General features: G+C 69.8%; 19 protein-coding genes and 5 tRNA genes. 15 read left to right on the top strand and 9 right to left on the bottom strand.

The genetic code is table 11. The features are described 5' to 3' along the window. Positions 1–162 precede the first annotated feature (162 nt). Positions 163–606 carry an aromatic-ring hydroxylase C-terminal domain-containing protein gene (locus tag OOJ91_RS31310; RefSeq protein ID WP_266250712.1) on the bottom strand — a complete coding sequence of 148 codons (444 nt, stop codon included), beginning with the start codon at positions 604–606 and terminating at the stop codon, positions 163–165. 309 nt (positions 607–915) lie between these two features. Here OOJ91_RS31310 and OOJ91_RS31305 point away from each other — a divergent pair, with 309 nt between their 5' ends. From OOJ91_RS31305 to OOJ91_RS34640, 3 genes are all read left to right on the top strand, one after another. Continuing rightward, positions 916–2,145, top strand: coding sequence for a cytochrome P450 (locus tag OOJ91_RS31305; RefSeq protein ID WP_266250709.1), 1,230 nt, complete (start codon positions 916–918; stop codon positions 2,143–2,145). Next, a complete protein-coding gene (locus OOJ91_RS31300; protein ID WP_266250707.1) occupies positions 2,142–2,369 on the top strand; it encodes a ferredoxin in 228 nt (75 codons plus the stop codon). Before OOJ91_RS31305 ends, OOJ91_RS31300 begins: the two co-directional genes overlap by 4 nt. A gap of 109 nt (positions 2,370–2,478) precedes the next feature. Continuing rightward, a complete protein-coding gene (locus OOJ91_RS34640; protein WP_439117145.1) occupies positions 2,479–2,664 on the top strand; it encodes a hypothetical protein in 186 nt (61 codons plus the stop codon). On the opposite strand, the gene OOJ91_RS31290 is transcribed toward OOJ91_RS34640, so the two are convergent. Next, positions 2,661–3,440 (bottom strand): oxidoreductase, encoded by a 780-nt coding sequence (locus tag OOJ91_RS31290; RefSeq protein WP_266250704.1) that lies wholly within the window; start codon positions 3,438–3,440, stop codon positions 2,661–2,663. The genes OOJ91_RS34640 and OOJ91_RS31290 overlap by 4 nt on opposite strands. A gap of 274 nt (positions 3,441–3,714) precedes the next feature. Then, a complete protein-coding gene (locus OOJ91_RS31285) occupies positions 3,715–5,991 on the bottom strand; it encodes a glycoside hydrolase family 44 protein (RefSeq protein WP_266250702.1) in 2,277 nt (758 codons plus the stop codon). 484 nt (positions 5,992–6,475) lie between these two features. On the opposite strand from OOJ91_RS31285, the gene OOJ91_RS31280 reads away from it, so the two are divergent. The 6 genes from OOJ91_RS31280 to OOJ91_RS31255 all read left to right on the top strand — a co-directional run bounded on the left by OOJ91_RS31280 (position 6,476) and on the right by OOJ91_RS31255 (position 7,641). Further along, positions 6,476–6,548: transfer RNA gene (locus tag OOJ91_RS31280), tRNA-Trp, on the top strand. A gap of 185 nt (positions 6,549–6,733) precedes the next feature. Then, positions 6,734–6,806: transfer RNA gene (locus OOJ91_RS31275), tRNA-Ala, on the top strand. A gap of 37 nt (positions 6,807–6,843) precedes the next feature. Next, positions 6,844–6,917: transfer RNA gene (locus OOJ91_RS31270), tRNA-Glu, on the top strand. Positions 6,918–6,934: 17 nt separating this feature from the next. Next, a tRNA-Gly gene (locus OOJ91_RS31265) sits at positions 6,935–7,007 on the top strand. Positions 7,008–7,016: 9 nt separating this feature from the next. Next, positions 7,017–7,087 (top strand) — tRNA-Cys (locus tag OOJ91_RS31260). 284 nt (positions 7,088–7,371) lie between these two features. Further along, positions 7,372–7,641: a hypothetical protein gene (locus OOJ91_RS31255; protein WP_266250700.1), complete on the top strand. Its 270-nt coding sequence runs from the start codon at positions 7,372–7,374 to the stop codon at positions 7,639–7,641. A 173-nt stretch (positions 7,642–7,814) separates the two neighbouring features. On the opposite strand, the gene OOJ91_RS31250 is transcribed toward OOJ91_RS31255, so the two are convergent. Next, complete coding sequence (locus OOJ91_RS31250; protein ID WP_266250697.1) at positions 7,815–8,642, bottom strand: SAM-dependent methyltransferase; 828 nt, start codon at positions 8,640–8,642, stop codon at positions 7,815–7,817. Positions 8,643–8,860: 218 nt separating this feature from the next. Continuing rightward, positions 8,861–10,231, bottom strand: a complete 1,371-nt coding sequence (locus tag OOJ91_RS31245; protein ID WP_266250695.1) for a carbohydrate-binding protein — start codon at positions 10,229–10,231, stop codon at positions 8,861–8,863. 156 nt (positions 10,232–10,387) lie between these two features. Between OOJ91_RS31245 and OOJ91_RS31240 the strand changes: the two genes are divergently transcribed. Continuing rightward, entirely contained in the window at positions 10,388–10,558 is a 171-nt protein-coding gene (locus OOJ91_RS31240; protein ID WP_266250692.1) for a hypothetical protein, read from the top strand. A 40-nt stretch (positions 10,559–10,598) separates the two neighbouring features. Here OOJ91_RS31240 and OOJ91_RS31235 read toward each other — a convergent pair whose 3' ends face one another. Further along, positions 10,599–10,988 (bottom strand): hypothetical protein, encoded by a 390-nt coding sequence (locus OOJ91_RS31235; RefSeq protein ID WP_266250689.1) that lies wholly within the window; start codon positions 10,986–10,988, stop codon positions 10,599–10,601. Between the two features lie 160 nt (positions 10,989–11,148). Next, positions 11,149–11,304, bottom strand: coding sequence for a hypothetical protein (locus tag OOJ91_RS31230; protein ID WP_266250687.1), 156 nt, complete (start codon positions 11,302–11,304; stop codon positions 11,149–11,151). Positions 11,305–11,407: 103 nt separating this feature from the next. Between OOJ91_RS31230 and OOJ91_RS31225 the strand changes: the two genes are divergently transcribed. Next, positions 11,408–12,586, top strand: a complete 1,179-nt coding sequence (locus tag OOJ91_RS31225; RefSeq protein ID WP_266250685.1) for a cellulose binding domain-containing protein — start codon at positions 11,408–11,410, stop codon at positions 12,584–12,586. A 53-nt stretch (positions 12,587–12,639) separates the two neighbouring features. Further along, positions 12,640–13,776, top strand: coding sequence for a glycoside hydrolase family 53 protein (locus tag OOJ91_RS31220; RefSeq protein ID WP_266250683.1), 1,137 nt, complete (start codon positions 12,640–12,642; stop codon positions 13,774–13,776). Between the two features lie 68 nt (positions 13,777–13,844). Here OOJ91_RS31220 and OOJ91_RS31215 read toward each other — a convergent pair whose 3' ends face one another. Beyond that, entirely contained in the window at positions 13,845–14,486 is a 642-nt protein-coding gene (locus OOJ91_RS31215; RefSeq protein WP_266250681.1) for a hypothetical protein, read from the bottom strand. Between the two features lie 69 nt (positions 14,487–14,555). On the opposite strand from OOJ91_RS31215, the gene OOJ91_RS31210 reads away from it, so the two are divergent. Further along, complete coding sequence (locus OOJ91_RS31210) at positions 14,556–14,774, top strand: hypothetical protein (protein WP_266250679.1); 219 nt, start codon at positions 14,556–14,558, stop codon at positions 14,772–14,774. Positions 14,775–14,813: 39 nt separating this feature from the next. On the opposite strand, the gene OOJ91_RS31205 is transcribed toward OOJ91_RS31210, so the two are convergent. Beyond that, complete coding sequence (locus OOJ91_RS31205) at positions 14,814–15,248, bottom strand: hypothetical protein (RefSeq protein ID WP_266250677.1); 435 nt, start codon at positions 15,246–15,248, stop codon at positions 14,814–14,816. Between the two features lie 135 nt (positions 15,249–15,383). Here OOJ91_RS31205 and OOJ91_RS31200 point away from each other — a divergent pair, with 135 nt between their 5' ends. Then, positions 15,384–16,541, top strand: a complete 1,158-nt coding sequence (locus tag OOJ91_RS31200) for a sensor histidine kinase (protein WP_266250675.1) — start codon at positions 15,384–15,386, stop codon at positions 16,539–16,541. Continuing rightward, positions 16,538–17,179 (top strand): response regulator, encoded by a 642-nt coding sequence (locus tag OOJ91_RS31195; protein WP_266250673.1) that lies wholly within the window; start codon positions 16,538–16,540, stop codon positions 17,177–17,179. The genes OOJ91_RS31200 and OOJ91_RS31195 overlap by 4 nt, the downstream gene beginning before the upstream one ends. Positions 17,180–17,240: the final 61 nt, after the last annotated feature.

Genomic DNA, 17,240 nt, shown 5'->3' with positions numbered 1-17,240 from the left:
GTGGGAGGCGAAGTCCACAGTGCCTGTTCGCATCAGGACCGTTGCACCCACGTCGCCCAGGGCCGCGGCGCCAAGGTCGCCGGTGGCCCGTCGGCGCTCAGACTCGCCGCCGCGAGGCCGTTGTCACGGGCCGGGGCGGCCGTGATCCGCGCCGCGGGTGCTTCAGGTGTCGCGTCGGCCGGCCGGCGGCAGCATGAGCTCGGCGTACTTGGACAGGGTGCCGGTCCAGTCGTCATGGGCGACGTAGGCGACGTAGCCGTCCGGCCGGACGAGGATCTGCGCCGGACTGGTGATGCCGTAGATGCGGCGTACTCCTGCCGCATCCTTGTCGGGGATCTCGACGGTCTTGAGAGCAGCGCCCGTATCGGGCCACGAGGTTTGCGTGAGCGCCGACACCGCGGGCTCCCCGACGGCAATGAGAGTGAGGTGAGCACCGCGAAACGCGTCGAACAGCTGGCTCGCGCGGTCCGGCAACGGGCACAGTGCCATGAAGCGGCAGTTGCCGCGCGGCCAGATGTGCCACCGGTTGCGGGGCAGACCGGTCAGGGTCACATCAGCGACGATCATCCGGTCGCTCTCGTCGGTGTCCCCGATGAAGTGGGTCACGGATGACGGCGTCGAGTGTCTCGGCGACGTCCTCGTGAGCCGTCGCCGCGCTTCCGCAACTTCTTGGCGACCTGCCCACCGACGCCGCAGGTGATTCTGACGAGTCGTCAAAGGATTGGCCCGCTGTCCTCCGTGCGGACGTGGATCAGCCGCCATGGCGATCATCGACATCTCCCGCTACGATCCGATGTCAAAAGATTACTCAGCGTTGATGTGTGCTGTCCGTGGGCCCTGGACGCCGGCAACCGGCGTCGCTCCGAACGTGGCGCCGGCCTCAGGATCGCGCCGTCTCGACGAAGGGAATCCCCGATGACGGAGAGCACGCAGACCACCGAGAGCCGAACCGTTCCGCCCGCGCGGCCGTACCCGTTCAGCGTGCCCGACCGCCTCGTCGTCGATCCCACCTATGGCGAGCTGCGCGAGAACGAGCCGATGACCCGGGTGCAGCTCCCCTACGGCGAGGAGGCGTGGCTCGCCACCCGGTACGAGGACGTCCGTACGGTCCTCGGCGACGTGCGGTTCGGCCGCGCCCCGGCCGTCCAGCGCGACGAGCCCAGGCTCACCCAGCGCCAGCAGGCCAGCGGCATGCTGACCATGGACCCGCCCGATCACACTCGGCTGCGCCGGTTGGTGGCGAAGGCGTTCACGGCACGCCGGGTGGAGGCGCTGCGACCCCGAACCCAGAAGATCGCCGACGCGCTTGTCGACAACATGGTCCGGCTCGGTCCCCCGGCCGACCTGGTGGAACACGTCGCCACACCGCTGCCGATCCAGGTGATCTGCGAGCTGCTCGGGGTCCCGTACGCCGACCGTGACCGTTTCCACATCTGGTCCGAGGCGATCGTCTCGACCACCTCGCTGCCCACGGAGACGATCCAGGAGTACCTGAACAGTCTCTGGGGCTACATGGGTGGTCTGGTCGCCGAGCGCCGCCGCGAGCCGGGGATCGACGACCTGCTCGGCGCGTTGGTGCGGGCACGCGACGAGAATCAGGATCGGCTCAGCGAGACCGAGCTTGTGGAGCTGGCCGCGGGGCTGCTCGCGGCCGGCCACGAGACCACGGTGACCCAGATCCCCAACTTCGTCTACGTCCTGCTGCACAATCCCGACCAGCTCGCTCGGCTGCGGGCCGACCCGTCGCTGGTGCCGGCGGCGGTCGAGGAACTGTTGCGGTACGTGCCGCTCGGCGTCGGCTCCTCCTTCGCCCGGTACGCCAAGGAGGATGTCGAGGTCGGCGGGGTGCTGGTCCGGGCGGGTGAGCCGGTTCTCGGCTCACTGTCGTCGGCGAACCGGGACGGTACCGTCTTCGCCGACCCGGACCGGCTGGACCTCGACCGCGAGCAGAACCCGCACCTGGGCTTCGGGCACGGCGTACACCACTGCGTCGGCGCGCAACTGGCCCGCATGGAGTTGCAGGTCGCCGTCGGCACCCTCGTGACCCGCCTGCCCGGATTGCGGCTCGCCGTACCGGAAGCCGACCTGGAGTGGAAGCGCGGCATGTTGGTGCGGGGCCTGCTCGGCATGCCGGTGGCCTGGTGAGTACCGCGTGGCGGATCGGGGTGGACGAGCGCCGCTGCATCGGCACGAGCATCTGCGCCGGTACCGCGCCGGAGCACTTCCGCCTGGTCGGCGGCCTGTCCGCGCCGCTTGCCGACGTCGTCGCCCCGGCCGAGGTCATCCTCGCCGCGGCCGACTCGTGCCCGGTGGAGGCGATCACGGTCCGCGACGCCACTGACGACGGGCTTATCGCGCCGCAGGAGTGACCCGAAGTCGGCTGGCCCTGCCGGCAGCGCCGCGCACTGGACCGAGCGGCACGGCCTGTTCGGGGGCCTCGCGACCTACCTGGCCGGGCAGTTGCTCTTCGTCCAGCGCATGCACCTGGCGCTCAGCGGCGTGCGCCTGGTCGCCGTGGGCGTGCTGCTGGCCGGCATACCGCTCGCGGCCCTGGTGCCGCCGCTGGCCGCACTCGCGCTGCTTGTGCTGATCGTCGCGGCGCTGGTCGTCGTGGATACGATCCGACACGCCGACCTGCGTCGGCAGTTGCGGGGGAGCAGCTAGATGACGGGGATCTCACCGCCGTCGACTGTCAGGCTCACTCCGGTGACCCACTGAGCCCGGTCCGATGCGAGGTAGGCGACGGCCTCGGCGATGTCGCGTGGGTCTCCGGCACGGCCCATGGGGATGCTCGCTGTGGTGGCGGCGAGTGGGACGTTCCTGGCGTCGGCGAAGTTCTGGCGGATCGCGTCGGCGCCCGGGGTGAGCACGTTGCCGGGGATGATCGTGTTGACGCGGATTCCGGCGGGCGCGAGCTCGGTGGCGAACGCCTTGCCGTAGGTGTTCAGGGCGGCCTTGGCGGCGCCGTAGTGAGCCAGTGGTGGTGCCGGCGTGAGTGCCGCCCCGGAGGAGATGTTGACGATCGCGGCGCCCGGCGCGGCCTCGCGTAGTGCCGGTAGCAGCGCGTTGTTGACCCGTACGGCGGACAGGTAGTTGAGGTAGAGAGCGTCGAGCCATTCCTCGTCGGGGATGGATGAGGCGCCGCCGAGGTGGGCGCGTGCCGCCGCCGCGTTGTTGACCACGATGTCGACGCCGCCGAGCGCGTCGAGCGCTGCCGCGGTGAATGCCTGTACGCCTGCGAGCGTGCCGATGTCGCCCTGGATGAAGGTGGCGGCCTTCGGCGTCTCGTCGGAGGCGTTGCGCGCAGTGGTGACGACTGTCGCGCCGCCGTCGAGCAGCCGCTGCACGATGGCCGCGCCGATCCCGCGAGAACCTCCCGTGACGACCGCGCGCTTGCCGGCGAACTCGGTGGGATCTGGTGGAGCGAGAGATCTGAACATAAGGTACAGAATAGCCATTTAGGGGTTGCTGGGCGGCTCGATCGTCACCCCGCACCGCAGGCTCGAGGCGCTTGTCGAAGCCCGTTCATCGAATGCCGCCGCGTCGGTGGACGTGCGCGGACTTTCCGCTGTCGCGTCGCACACCCGGTTCTGAGTCGTCCTGTCGCGGGTCTGGCGCCGGACCGCCGCCTGAGAGCGAGGGGCCGGGGCGCGGCGGCGCCCCGGCCCCTCCGGCCTGCTCCGTCAGTGTGCTGCGGAGTAGGGGTCTCTCAGGTCACCCGCAGCGTTGCCCGTTGAGGCTGAAGGCGGTTGGCGCCGGATTGGTGCCGCTCCACGTGCCGTTGAAGCCAGTGCTCGTGGACGCGCCAGGGGCGAGTTTGCCGTTCCAACTCATGCTGTCCGCAGTGACGCTCGTGCCGTTCTGCTTCCAGGTGGCCGACCAGCCCTGGCCGACCTTCTGGCCGGTGGTGGGGAAGTCGAAGGCGAGTTTCCAGCCGTCGATCGCGGTGGTGCCGGTGTTCTTGATCGTCACGGTCGCGGTGAAGCCGCCCGGCCAACTGTTCGCCGTGTAGCCGACCGTGCAGCCGACGGTCGGGGCGGTGGGCGCGGTCCGCACGGTCAGGCCGGGCGAGGCCGTCGAAACGTTGCCCGCCGCGTCCCGGGCGGTCACCACGAAGGTGTACGGGGTGTCCGGCGTCAGCCCGGTCACGGTGTACGTGGTGCCGGTGGCGGTGCCCACCTTCACCGTGCCGGTGGTGTCGACCCGGTGCACGTCGTAACCGGTGACGGCGGTGTTGTCGGTGGACGGCGTCCAGGCCAACGCGACGCTGTCGCCGGTGATCGTGCCGGCGGTCGGCTTGCCCGGGGCGGTCGGCGCCTGGGTGTCGCCGGGGGTGGTGCCGCGCGGCAGCACCAGGTGGGTGATCGAGTTGGCCGGGAAGGTGGCCGTGAGGCTGCCGGCGGTCACCGGCTGGTCGGCCTCCCGGACGACGCCTGTGAGATCCGCCCCGCTGTAACGGTAGACCTGAGCGGTGCTGGCAGAGACGCCGGTGAGGGCGACCGGGCTGGTCAGGTCGTCGCTGGTCTTGTTGACCACGACCAGGGTCAGCGCCTTGTCGGCGCTCCGCTCGGCGGCGTACACGGCCAGCTTGCCCTGGTCGGCGCTTGTCGCCTGGACGGAGGTATCGCCGAACGCGCCGCCCTTGCCGTCGTAGTTGCGGTAGACGCGGAAGGCGTTGGCCACCGGCTGGTCGGCCTCGGGTGCGGTCCAGAGGGTGGCCAGGTCGAGCCCTTCGCGGCCGAAGATGCCGAGCACGTCAGCCTGGGCGAGCGCGCCGTTGAGCGACCCGTGGCCGCCCCAGTTGTATTCGGTCATCGCGATCTTCGTGCCCGGGTAGTGCTGGTCCACAAGCTCGCGCAGGCGTGGGATGAACCGGACCGGACTGTTGATCCAGCTTTCGTCCACGTAGGTCGGGTCCCAGAGCTGGCGGGTCGAGCGCAGTCGCAACGCCTGGGTGTTGGCGTCGCCGGCCGCGTCGCCTAACACGCCGGACTGCTGCGGGTAGAGGTGGACGTCGAAGTAGTCGAGGATGCGTGTGCCGTGCTGCTGCTCGTACTCGCGCATCCGGTCCAGGTACCACGGGCCGAGGTCCTGGCCGCCGTGCGCGGCCTTGTCCGGCGGGTTCGACCAGCAGCCGGTGCGCGAGCAGGTGTCCTGATCGAGGCCCGAATAGAAGATGGAGTTCAGGCCCCAGCCGACGGGACCGAGCGTCTTCGCGCCAGGGTCGGCGGCCTTGATCGCGGCGGCGTACTCGTAGGTGCGGTCGCGTAGCTCGTCGTAGCCCATTCCGGTCGGGCGGACGTCGCGGTGGGTGGATTGCCACAGGTCCGGCTCGTTGTCCAGGTTGTAGAACTGGACCCCACCGTCGGCGGCGGCGCCAAACTGCCCCTTGAGGTGATTGACGAAGTCGGTGACGTACTCCGGACCGACGGCGACGCTTGTGTCCTCCGGATCGTTGCCGGTGACGGGTGACCCGTCCGGCTTTATGCCGTTGCCGCAGTCCGGTGCCCACTGATCGGTGGACTGCTGCGGGCCGTACTTGGCGACGCTGAAGCCGCACGCCCGCGACCGGTCCTTGGCGATCCAGCCGAGCATCGGCACTGTCATGACGGTGGCGGCGCCGGTGGCCTTGTTCTCCTGCACGAACCGGTCGGTCTCCGAGCCCTCCGGGAGGTCATCCGGACTCGGGTTGTCGTTGGGGATGTTCTCGAAGTACCAGTCCGCCGCGCGGTTGGTGGTGTCGGCACGGAAGTTGTAGCGGGTGGTGGCGTTGCCGCCGTAGCGGTGCACCGGTAGCCGCAGGTCGCGGGCGAGGGCCTGGTCGGCGAAGTTCATGCCGTAGATGTACGGGCTGATCTGGTGCCGGGCGGTGGTGGTGTCCACGGCCAGCGCCGGGCCGACCGCGGCCAGGGCGGGCTCCGGCAGGGCCAGACCGCCGAGGGCCGTGGCGAGCACGACCGGGAGGAGAGCGGTGGTGGGACGCACGAGCATTCCTTTCGAATAGAAGCTCGACGATGGGAGCGCTTCCACAGCGTTGCGCCTCGCTGGCTCCGAGTCAACGCCGAAGACGCATTGCGCGTCTTATCGATCCATTTCGGATCGGCCCGTACGGAGAGTTGGGTGGGCGAGTCGCACCGCTGCTCGTGGCCGCACCCACCTCAGGCCGGGTGCAGCGCCCCACGAAGGTGGCTCGGAATATCCGTTGCCCTCGAATCGGGGCAGCGCCTACCGTGAATGAGCAAGGCAGTCCCGACCAACCCAGGGAGTTCCCGTGTCGCAGTACGCCTCCACCGAAACCACGCGGTCCATGCCGCGCGGCGGTGTCGTGCTGCCCGCGACCGGGCGAGCCCACGATCTGTGCGCGAGTGAGCAGAACTGGAAGCCGGGGTGGCGGCGCGAATAGCGCCAGCGCAAGCTGCGAGCCGCCCACCCCGACAGGGATAGGGCGGCTTTCTCGTTACCGGAACAACTCGATAGGGGCGTAGCTCAACTGGTAGAGCACCGGTCTCCAAAACCGAAGGTTGCAGGTTCGAGTCCTGCCGCCCCTGCTTCTCGTCCCGGCTGCGGCCGGCGGCGTCGCAGATTCTCAACTCCACAGTGGATGGCATTCGCAAGCCCCGGCCGGCGCCTGCATGTGCCGGCCGGGAGCACTACCGCCGGGACGAGGGGGACGGCAGACCCGCTCGCTTTGGGAGCGAGAGACACGGGGTTCGACACCCCGGTCCCGGACTATGGGGTTGTAGCTCAGCTGGGAGAGCGCCGGTTCGGCAGACCGGAGGTCGAGGGTTCGAATCCCTTCTTCTCCACGCATTGTTCATGCCCGCCGGGCCCCACCGGCGCCATGGGCCGTTGGAGCAAGCTGGCAGCTCACCTGGTTCTCAGCCAGGAGGTTACGGGTTCGAGCCCCGTACGGCCTACGCAAGCAGAATGCCATGCGGTCGTGGTGAACTCGGCGGACACGTCGGTCTTCCAAACCGAAGAAGCGGGGTCGGTGCCCGCCGACCGCTCAACCGCCTGGTCGTGTGCCCGAGTGGTGAGGGAGCGGTCCGCAAAACCGCGTACGCCGGTTCGATTCCGGTCACGGCCTCGACTGCCATCCACTGCGGATGGCGCGGGTTGCCATTCCGACCGGTGAACCGACGGATCTCCTCCGTCGTGCGGCCCGGGACGGGACAGGGCCTGACGTCTCGACCCGATTGCCAACCTCGCGGTCGCCCTGCAGGCCGGCCGCGTGGGCGCCCGGCAGGAGACCGACGCCGGCCGAACTGAGTGATCGACTGGGTGACGACAGGCACGAGCGAGGGTGGACGGTCGTGCCTGGCCGCCGCGTGTCCGCCGGCGGGTGGTCTCCGGTGCGCCGACAATGGGGTCATGAGGCGAGAGGTTCGACTGATGCGGTTGACCGGCACGCGCGCCAACGGCGCGGTGGCGACGGGCGCGGCGGCTACCGGCGCGCGGGCTGCGGGGGCGGCGTCGCTCGGCGCCCTCGCCGTCGGGGCGCTGGCCGTCGGGGCAGTGGCCGTCGGGGCGTTGGCAATCGGGCGGCTGGCTGTCCGTCGGGCGGTCGTGCGGGAGCTGCGCGTCGGCCGGTTGGAGATCGACGAGCTGGTGGTGCACAGCCGACCCGCTGCCGAGGGTTGACCCGCTTCCGAGGTGGGCGAGACCGTCGGTGGCGCTACGCGGGTAACCGCGATGATCGCCGTGGTCGAGGCCGTCCGGGCCGGCGCGCGTACGACATTGGCGGGTCGCACGGTGATCGGCTCGCGGCCGTCGGCGCGACGCGCTCGCGCCGACGGACCGCACCGGAACGGGGCCTACGGTTTGCGGGCGAGGAGCCCGACGAAGGTGTGATAGGTATCGGTCTGCGTCGGAGCGGGCGTACCCGGCTCCGGACGCCACTCGGCCAGCGGCACCAGCCCCGGTTCCAGCAGCGTCAGTCCGTCGACGAGCGACAGGATCTCCTCGTCCGTACGCCAGCGGCCGGTGCCAAGCGACTCGTTGAAGACCCGCTCGACCTCGCGGGCCTTGCGGGAGCCTTCCGGGTCTCGCTCACCCGGGTCGCGGAAGTGCGAGATCGCCACGTAGCTGCCGGAGGGCAGCGCGTCGATCAGCTCCGCCGCCACCGCTCGCGGGTCCTCGTCGTCACCAAGGTGGTGCAGGATCGCGAAGAGCAACAACCCGATCGGCCGGTCGAAGTCGAGGAACCGACGTACCTCCGGATGGTGGAGGATTTCCTGCGGTGCCCGGACGTCCGCCTGGATGACCGTCGCGGTGCCCTCGGCGGCGAGCAGGGCCCGACCATGCGTCAGGACGATCGGATCGTTGTCCACATAGACCACCTGAGCCTTCGGGTTCTGCTCGGTGGCGACCTCGTGGACGTTGCCCTGGGTGGGCAGCCCCGATCCGATGTCGAGGAACTGGTCGATGCCCGCCTCGGCGACGAGGAAACGAATCACTCGACGCAGAAAGGCGCGGTTGGCCTGGCCGGCTGCCGGTCCGTCCGGTGTGATCCGGAGGGCGTGCTCGGCAACCTTCCGGTCGGCCTCGAAGTTGTCCTTGCCGCCCAGGAAGAAGTCGTAGACCCGCGCCACGCTGGGAATGTGGGGGTCGATGCCGGGGGGTGCCGCCTTGTCGCGGGTCACAGGCGTCTCCATTCGATCGGGACGGGCGAAGGCTGAGGTCTGCGGGCGGTGCCGGATTGCGGCGAGTCTAGCGATCGGGAGGGTTGAATTCCGCCCCGCCTGGTATCGCTCCCAGTTAATCGTCCCGACCCGCAACGCGGGAACCTCCACCGACGGCGGATCGCCGGGCCCGCGTCTGCCGGGAGGCCGGCTGACGGTGGGCCCGGCGTCGTCACCCGTCAGCGCCCCTGCAGGCGCTTCACGTTGTCGCCGAAGGTCCAGCCCTTCGATCCGTCCCAGTTCGCCGACCAGGTCATCAGGCCCTTGAGGCCGGGCACGGAGTTCCATGCCTGCGTGACCAGCGACGTCGACAGGTAGCCGCCGCCCGCCCCGTTCTGCGCCGGCAGGCCTGGGACCTGCTTGTCGTACGGCACGCGGATGGTGGTGCCCTGGATGGTGAGGCCGTTGTTGAGGCACTGCGTCTGCACCGTGAAGCCCTGCACGGTGCCGGCGGGGTACGAGTCACCGGCGCAGCCGTACATGCTGCCGTTGTAGTACTGCATGTTCAGCCACCAGAGCCGGCCGTTGTCCACGTACTTCTTGATGATCGGCAGGTACGAGCCCCAGATCGAGCCGTAGACCACGCTGCCGCCGGTGACGTAGGCCGTCTCCGGCGCCATGGTCAGGCCGAAGTTCGACGGCATCCGGGCGAGCACTCCGTCGATGATCCGGATCAGGTTGGCCTGCGACGTGGACAGGGTGTTGATGGTGCCGCTGCCGGTCAGGCCGGTCTCGATGTCGATGTCGATGCCGTCGAAGTGGTAGGCCGTCAGGATCGGCACGATCGTCGCGATGAACCTGTCGGCGACCGCGGTGGAGCTCAGGTCGATGCCCGCGGCGGCCCCGCCGATCGACATCAGGATGGTGGCGCCGGCCGCTTTGGCCTGGCACATCTCGGCCGGGGTGGCCACCTTCACGCCGGCGTCCATGCCGTTCTCCCAGAGGACCGTGCCGTCCGAGCGGATCACCGGGAACGCCGCGTTAATCACGTTGTAGCCGTGCTGGGTGAGCCGGCTGTCGGTGATCGGGATCCAGCCGAGGCCGGGGTGTACACCGTTGGAGGCGCCGTCCCAGTTCTCCCAGTAGCCCTGCAACACCTTTCCGGAGGGCCGCGACTTGACCGCGCAGGTCCCGCCGGTCGGCGGCGGGGTGGTGGGCGGAGCTGTGGTCGGTGGCGCCGTCGTGGGCGGTGGCGTGGTGGGTGGAGGCGTGGTGGGCGGCGGGGTCGTCGGTGGTGGCGTGGTGGGCGGCGGAGTGCTTCCCGAGCACGCGCCGAGGTCACGCCACAGCGACGGGGTCGCGGCGGGGTTCCAGCCGGCGCCGGCGTACGCGGTGTGGGTGACCAGAGCCTGGTAGAGCCGGCCGCCGTAGGTGACCTGGGCGCCCGCCTGGTAGGTGGTGCCCTCGGCCCAGGCCGGGGCGGTGCAGGCGACCAGCGCGACGGCGTTGGCCGAGGACACGGCCGCCATGCTGCTGGGGACGAAGGCGACGGCGGCCGTGACGGTCATCGCCGCCCCGGCCACCACTGCGAAAATCCGACGGCTTCTCATGGCTCACTCCCCGGCTTCGGCGACCCGTGACCTCCACATATTGACGTTCGTACCCCTCAATAGCAAGGGTTGTTTACAGATGGCGGAGGTTGGGGTCACGGGCAGGTGGGGTTGTGCCGGTGGGCGGCGGCACCTGTCGTGCCGGATACTTCCCCGATGACCAATCCTGAGCTTGATCCGGACGTCTACCCACCCCTCGATCCTCGTGAGCCCGTTCCAGAGACTGCCGAAGAGTTGCTCCCCGGCACGCCGAACGAACTGCCGGACGCGCCGACCGAACCGATGCCCGACGACGGCGAGCCCGGCGGCGTACCCGAGCCGGCGTGACAGTCGTCCGGCGGCGTCGTCCCGCCCGCCGGGGCGGGGGTCAGCAGGTGCGCGGCTGCCAGCTCACCTTCGTCACGTGCATGGGCACATACAGGTCGCCACTTCCGCCGGCTCGCGCGCAGATCGTCCCGGTGAGCGGTGTCCCGAGATAGTTGTAGGACCAGGTGATCTCGGCGTTCCGGGATGTGTAGTTGTAGAAGTTGAAGGCCGGGGCGTAGCCGGACCACTCGCTGTTGGTCAGCACGGACGGAGTCTCGACCGGCCCCTCCGGCGGGTGGTTCCAGTTTGGCCAGATGCAGAGCAGGCCCGGCGGGCAGTTCCCGGCGGCCCAGGGGCCGTCTTGCGCCTGGGTTGTCGCCGCCGAGGCGGCGGGGGCGGCGGCCAGCACGCCTACGACTGACGCGGCGACGGCAATGCTTTTCCACAGCACGGTTCACCTGCCTAAATAGACGTCCACGAATGGCAATAAGCTACTGCGGGAAAGTTGAGACGTCAAGTACCTGGGTGCTTCCCGCCCCGGGTGGGGACAGCGGGTCAGGGGCCGGTCGGACAGTGTCCGGCCGGCCTCTTCGCTGTTCAACGCCTCCCACTCAGGAGCAGTTCTTGCCCTTGTCGATGCAGGTGGCGATCCGTTGCATGGCCTGGGCGGAGTTGACGTTGACGAAGTCGTGGTGATCCGCCGGACGACGGCTCCGGTGCGGTGCGGTCGTGAGTCGGTCGGCCGCCGGCCAACGGTCAACGGTCAACGATTGCCGGGTACGTCATGGTTCGGTGAGAAGTCGGGCGGGTTGCCGGCCGAGGCGTGAGACACGTTGGCGATCATCGATATGCTTGCGCCATCGTCGACGTATGACAGGCGTCTTCTCGTCCTCGCTGTTCCGCCGTCTGCGACCGGGTCTGCTGGCCGCCGCCGCGCTGTCGACGGCGATGCTCGGCACCGCACTGAGCGTCGCACCGGCGGCCGACGCCGGTACCGCGGCGCCCGCCGCGTACCCCGGAATCGCCCCGGCGTCCGGCGGGGCCGCCGTGTCCGTCGTGGAGCCGACCGCGCCGCCGACGAGCCCGCCCGGCACGCCGAACACCTCGCCCTTCCCGCCGAGCGCGCCCACGAACCTGACCGCCACCGAGGTACGGACCGGGTCGGTCACCCTCACCTGGACGGCCGCCAAGCCGGGTTGCTGCGCCGTCGCCGGCTACGACATCACGTACTACCAGTCGTTCGACGACGTCATCTACAGCGCCAGTGTCGGGGCCGTCACCACCGCCACGATCAGCAACTACATCCAGCCGGGCCGGCAGTACTCGTTCCGGGTGGCCGCCCGGGACGGCCTCGGACACCGCTCGGCCTCGACGGACGCGCTGACCGTGGTCACCCCGACGACGGACACCGGCCCGGACACCACCCCGCCGAGCCCCCCGCAGAACCTGACAGTCGGCGAGGTGACCCCCTCGACCGCAACGCTGTCCTGGTCGCCGTCGACGGACAACGTCGGCGTGCTCGGCTACAACGTCTACCAGTTCGACGGCTGGTTCACCTCGACGCTGATCGCCACAGTCCCGGGGACGACGTACACGGCGTCGCTGCCCGCGTCGACGCCGCTGCGCAACCTGTTCTACGTACGGGCGCGGGACGCGGCGGGCAACGTGTCGATAGCGTCCAACACGGTCGCCCTGCCCACGACGTCCACCCCGTCGCCCCCGCCGCCCTCGACCTGCCGTGTGACGTACCGGAACCAGTCCGAGTGGCAGGGCGGTTTCGTCGCCACGGTGACGGTCCAGAACACCGGGGCGGCACCCGTCGACGGCTGGATCGTCACCTTCGGCTTCCCGGGCGACCAGCAGGTCACCTCGGGGTGGAACGCCACCGTCGGCCAGACCGGTGCCACCGTCACCGCCCGTAACGTCGACTGGAACCGCGTCCTCGCGCCGAACGGCTCGGCGACCTTCGGCATCCAGGGGCGGTGGAGCACCAACGACGCGCCGCCGACAGGCTTCTCGCTGAACGCTGCTCCCTGCACCGTGGGCTGAGCGCGGTCCGAGGGTCGCCGGCCGCGTCGCGTCCCCCTGCCACAAGGAGTCTCGTGAGCACCCAATCACCCACCCCTCGCCACCCCGGGGCCCTGACCAGGGCTGTCACGGCCGGCATCCTCGCCGCCTGCACCGCGCTCAGCGGTGCGCCCGCGCCCGCCTCCGCCGCGAACACGCTGACCATGCGGGGCGCCGATGTCTCCTCGTTGCAGCGCAGCCTGGATCTGGGCGCCAGGTACTACGACGCCGGCGGCGTCGGCCGCGACCCGCTCGACATCCTGAAGTCCGTCGGCGTCAACTACGTCCGACTGCGCGTCTGGAACAACCCGATCAGCGGCTACAACAACAAGAGCAGGGTGTTGGCCCAGGCGAGGGCGGCCAGGGCGAAGGGCTTGAAAGTGCTCGTCGACTTCCACTACTCCGACACCTGGGCCGACCCCGGCAAGCAGTACAAACCCGCCGCCTGGGTCGGCCACAGCCTGAGCCAACTGCGCACCGACGTGTACGCCTTCACCTACGACGTCTGCGTCAGCCTTCGGGGGCAGGGCACCCCGCCGGACAGCGTGCAGATCGGCAACGAGATCAACGTCGGAATGCTGTGGGACGAGGGCAAGGTCGTCAACAACGACTTCGCCCCGCTGGCCGGCCTGCTCAAGCAGGGCTACAACGCGACAAAGGCGTGCGGCAGCGGCATCCCGGTGATGATCCACACCGCCGACGCCGACAGCAACGCCAACGCCCGATGGTTCTACGACGGCATCCGCGCCCAGGGCGTGCAGTGGGACATCACGGCCCTGTCGTACTACTGCATGTGGCACGGCACCCTGGCGAACCTGTACAACAACATCGTCGACCTGCGCGGCCGCTACGGCAAACCGCTGGTGATCGTGGAGACCGCGTACCCCTTCACCCGCGACAACGCGGACAGCGAGCCGAACGCCATCGGCAACGCGACCTGTGACGGCATCGGCGCGACCTGGTCCGGGCAGGCTCAGGAGTTCGACTGGGTCCAGAACACCGCCCGCAACGCGGGGGCGATCGGTGTCTTCTACTGGGAACCGACCTGGTACGCCGTCAGAGGCAACGGCTGGGACCCGGCAGACATCAACGGCACCGGTAACCAGTGGGACAACATGGCTGTCTTCGACTGGTCCGGGCGGGTGAACCCGTACGTGCGCTGGACGCCCTGATCCGTCGCCGGACGCGCGTCGACCGCGTCTGGCGCGACAGCTGGTCGTGGCACTGGCTCAGGTAGGCGCTATCGGAGAGGCGGGACGTCCAACGGCGCCGTGACCGCGAAGTTCTTGTCGATCGCTTCCACGAGTACGGACCGTCGCTGCCCCAGCCCGACTCGCGTGGCCCATCCGTCGAGAGCATCGAGGAAGCCGACCAGGTCCCGCTGCACGCCTCTCAACAGCCCCGGTAGCGCAGTGTGTGGCAGGTCGACGTGGATCCCGGCCCACCGGCCGCGATGCCGGTTCGGGCCACCGTCCTGCCACACCCGCAGATCGTCGCCGACGACCTCGACCTCCGGACCAGGGTCATGCCCGAGCCACGGCGAGTCGACCGTCGACACCTGCGTCCAGTCACGCCAGTCCTCCAGGCCGGCGCAGCAGCCGGGCGTCACCACCGTCCCGGTGGCGCTGTCGCGCACCTGGAGGCCGCCGGCAACAATGAGGAGCTCCTCAGCCAGCAGCGCGTTCACGACCTCGTCGCGGCCACCGGGAGGCTGGAAATCGATCCGAGCAGCGAGCGCGGCCACGAACAACCCGACCCGGCCATCCGCGCACCCGGCGTTGAGCGCCAACCAGGTGCCGGGCGCCAACCCTTCCACCGGCCATGGCGGTGACGACGCGCCCGCAACCGTGGGAACCCGGATGACCGCTTCCACCGTGATCACCACGGTATTCAATCCGATGCAGCCGACACGGGTCGGGCAGTTTTGCACGCGCGACGCCCAGGTGAGCGTGTGGTCGGGCGGCTGGCGGCGGCCGACCGGCTCGCGGGTGACGGCTACTTCTGGTCAGAGATATACGAACCCGACGACGATCCATTCAAAGATTTTTCAGGGGGAACCCAGATCGTCGAGTGCATGAGAGCAAACAGTCTGATTTTGTACGGCCTCCTCTTCGAGGAGGCCGAGCTGTCTCCCGAATTCGCCCAGGCCAAAGCCGATCTGCGCCTCTAGCATCACCCGCCGCTCCGCCGACGAGCGTCGGTGCCGCGGTCACGGCCTCTGATAGTGGCTGGCGACAGGGGCGGCCATCGTCTCCCCCGAGCCGGCCGCCATCGCCGACCGGACCACGCGAAGGTTCGTGCGGACCACGACGCTTGCCATGAACACGCCGCACACGGCCTGTTCGATGCGCAGCCAGACCGGGAACGCGCCCGGCCAGGCGACGACGCCGACGATCGCGGCCAGCACCACCATGGCGATGATGCGGAGCCGGCGGAAGGAGCCGCGGTGCCCCGCGGCTGCGCGCCGGGCCAGCAGCAGGAGCACCGCCGCGCTGGCGGCGACGAGCGGTGTGCGAATCCAGACGGCAGTGGTGACGAGCGCGGGGTCGTGGCGCATGAACACCACGGCCACGACTGTGGACACGCTGATCACCAGGAAGGCGGCCAGCAGTTTGACAACGGTGTTCAGATGGTCGTTCCTCATGCCGTTCAGCCTGCGGGCGAAGGCCGGGGCGAAGCATCGGCGCGCGGATCGATGTTCCGCCTCCACCCCCGGTTGCAGACGGGTCTGCAACCGTACGCCGATGCTGCCGGGGCGACATCAGGCTAGTTTTCAACTGTGCAGACCGAGGAGCCCACGCTGACCCGTCTGCGGGTTGTGCGGTGGATGCAACTGCTGACACCGCTGATGCTGGCGTGGTTCGTGTGGGCCGCCGCCGTCGCCGAGCCCCGATTCGGGCTGACCGGGACGCGGCTGGTCGTCGTACTGGCCACCGTCGTGTTCGTGGCCGGGGTGTTCGGCCGCAACGCGACCGCCGAGCTGCCGATCCGGCCGGCGCACGCCGTCTTCGTCGGGGCGATGCTGGTCAGCTCCGTGACGCTCGTCGCGGTACAGCCGAGCGGCCCGGGCTCGGTGGCGGTGCTGGTGGCGGTGCTGTGCGCGGCGACCGCGTTGATGCCCGTCCGGGTGGCCGTCCCGGCATTGATCGTGGCGTTCGTGGTGCTCGAGATGGTGGCCTCGATCACCGGGCAGGACTTCGGCTTCCTGGCCGTGCTGGCCGGGTTCGCCGTGCTGTTCGGCGCACTCTACCTGGCGTTCCGGCTGGCCGAGTCGCAGCGCGAGACCAAGCGGCTGCTCGCCGAGTTGGAGGCCGGTCAGGTGGCGCTGGCCGAGGCGGCCGGGCTGGCCGAACGCCAGCGGCTGGCCCGGGAGATGCACGATGTGCTCGCCCACTCGCTGTCGGGGCTGTCCCTGCAACTGGAGGGCGCGCGCATGCTGATCGCCGAGGATCCGTCCGACCCGCGCCTGCCGGGGGTCGTCGACCGTGCCCACCACCTCGCCCGTACCGGCCTTGAGGAGGCGCGACGGGCCATCGGCATGCTGCGTGACGACGACCTGCCCGGCCCGGACCGGCTGGCCGCGCTGGCCGAGCAGTTCACTCGCGACCAGGCCGTACCGTGCGACTTCGTGGTGTCGGGGGAGCCGCGCCCGCTGGAGTCGGAGGCGCGGCTGGCGCTCTATCGCGTGGCGCAGGAGGCGATGACGAACGTGACCAGGCACGCGTCTCCGGTGCGGGTCTCGCTGCGCCTCGCCTACGAGTCGACTGTCACCCGCCTGATCGTCGAGGACTTCGCCGCTCGACCGCCCGTCGTCCCCGACGAGACCGACGGTTACGGGTTGACGGGGATGCGCGAGCGGGCCGAGCTGCTCGGGGGGACTCTCAGCGCGGGCGTGACCGCCCAGGGGTTCCGGGTCGAATTGGCGGTGCCGGCGTGATCCGGGTGCTCATCGCCGACGACCAGCGGGTGGTCCGCGAGGGGCTCGGCATGGTGCTCTCTCTGATGAAGGACGTCGAGGTGGTGGGTGGGGCCGCCGACGGTGCCGAGGCGGTCAGGCTGGTGCAGACCGAGCGGCCGGATGTGGTGCTCATGGACCTACGGATGCCGCGGTGCGACGGGATCGAGGCCACCCGCCGCCTACGCGTCGAGGCGCCCGAGGTGAGGGTGGTGGTGCTGACCACCTACTCGGACGACCGCTCGGTGCTGGAGGCGTTACGGGCCGGCGCCCGCGGCTACCTGACCAAGGACGCCAGCGGCGAGCAGATCCACGAGGCGCTGCGGCAGGTGCTCGATGATCACGCCGTCATCGATCCGGCCGTCCAGCGGCACCTCGTCGACGCCATCGCGGCCGAGTCGACGACACCGCCGAGGTTCCCCGACGGTCTCACGCCGCGCGAGGCCGAGGTGCTGTCACTGATGGCCCAGGGCCTGTCCAACGCGGAGATCGCCTCTCGCTTGACGGTGAGTGAGGCGACGGTGAAGAGCCACGTCAACCACCTGTTCGCGAAGATCGGCGCCCGCGACCGGGCACAGGCCGTCGCCTACGCCTTCCGACATGACCTGGGCGGGTCATGACTCCCCGCTGACGCGGCGCCCCACGATCAAGGGCGCTGCCGGCTGGTTGCGTCGGTTACTC

The organism is Micromonospora lupini (assembly GCF_026342015.1).
Lineage (GTDB): Bacteria > Actinomycetota > Actinomycetes > Mycobacteriales > Micromonosporaceae > Micromonospora > Micromonospora lupini_B.
Note: the sequence above shows the minus strand (reverse complement) of the source record. Positions and strands in the feature narration are given on the sequence as shown.

Excerpts from the sequence above, each read along its gene's own strand:
- OOJ91_RS31305 (WP_266250709.1), top strand. The coding sequence starts at position 916 with ATGACGGAGAGCACGCAGACCACCGAGAGCCGAACCGTTCCGCCCGCG.
- OOJ91_RS34640 (WP_439117145.1), top strand. The coding sequence starts at position 2,479 with ATGCACCTGGCGCTCAGCGGCGTGCGCCTGGTCGCCGTGGGCGTGCTG.
- OOJ91_RS31290 (WP_266250704.1), bottom strand. The coding sequence starts at position 3,440 with ATGTTCAGATCTCTCGCTCCACCAGATCCCACCGAGTTCGCCGGCAAG.
- OOJ91_RS31285 (WP_266250702.1), bottom strand. The coding sequence starts at position 5,991 with ATGCTCGTGCGTCCCACCACCGCTCTCCTCCCGGTCGTGCTCGCCACG.
- OOJ91_RS31255 (WP_266250700.1), top strand. The coding sequence starts at position 7,372 with ATGAGGCGAGAGGTTCGACTGATGCGGTTGACCGGCACGCGCGCCAAC.
- OOJ91_RS31245 (WP_266250695.1), bottom strand. The coding sequence starts at position 10,231 with ATGAGAAGCCGTCGGATTTTCGCAGTGGTGGCCGGGGCGGCGATGACC.
- OOJ91_RS31240 (WP_266250692.1), top strand. The coding sequence starts at position 10,388 with ATGACCAATCCTGAGCTTGATCCGGACGTCTACCCACCCCTCGATCCT.
- OOJ91_RS31225 (WP_266250685.1), top strand. The coding sequence starts at position 11,408 with ATGACAGGCGTCTTCTCGTCCTCGCTGTTCCGCCGTCTGCGACCGGGT.
- OOJ91_RS31205 (WP_266250677.1), bottom strand. The coding sequence starts at position 15,248 with ATGAGGAACGACCATCTGAACACCGTTGTCAAACTGCTGGCCGCCTTC.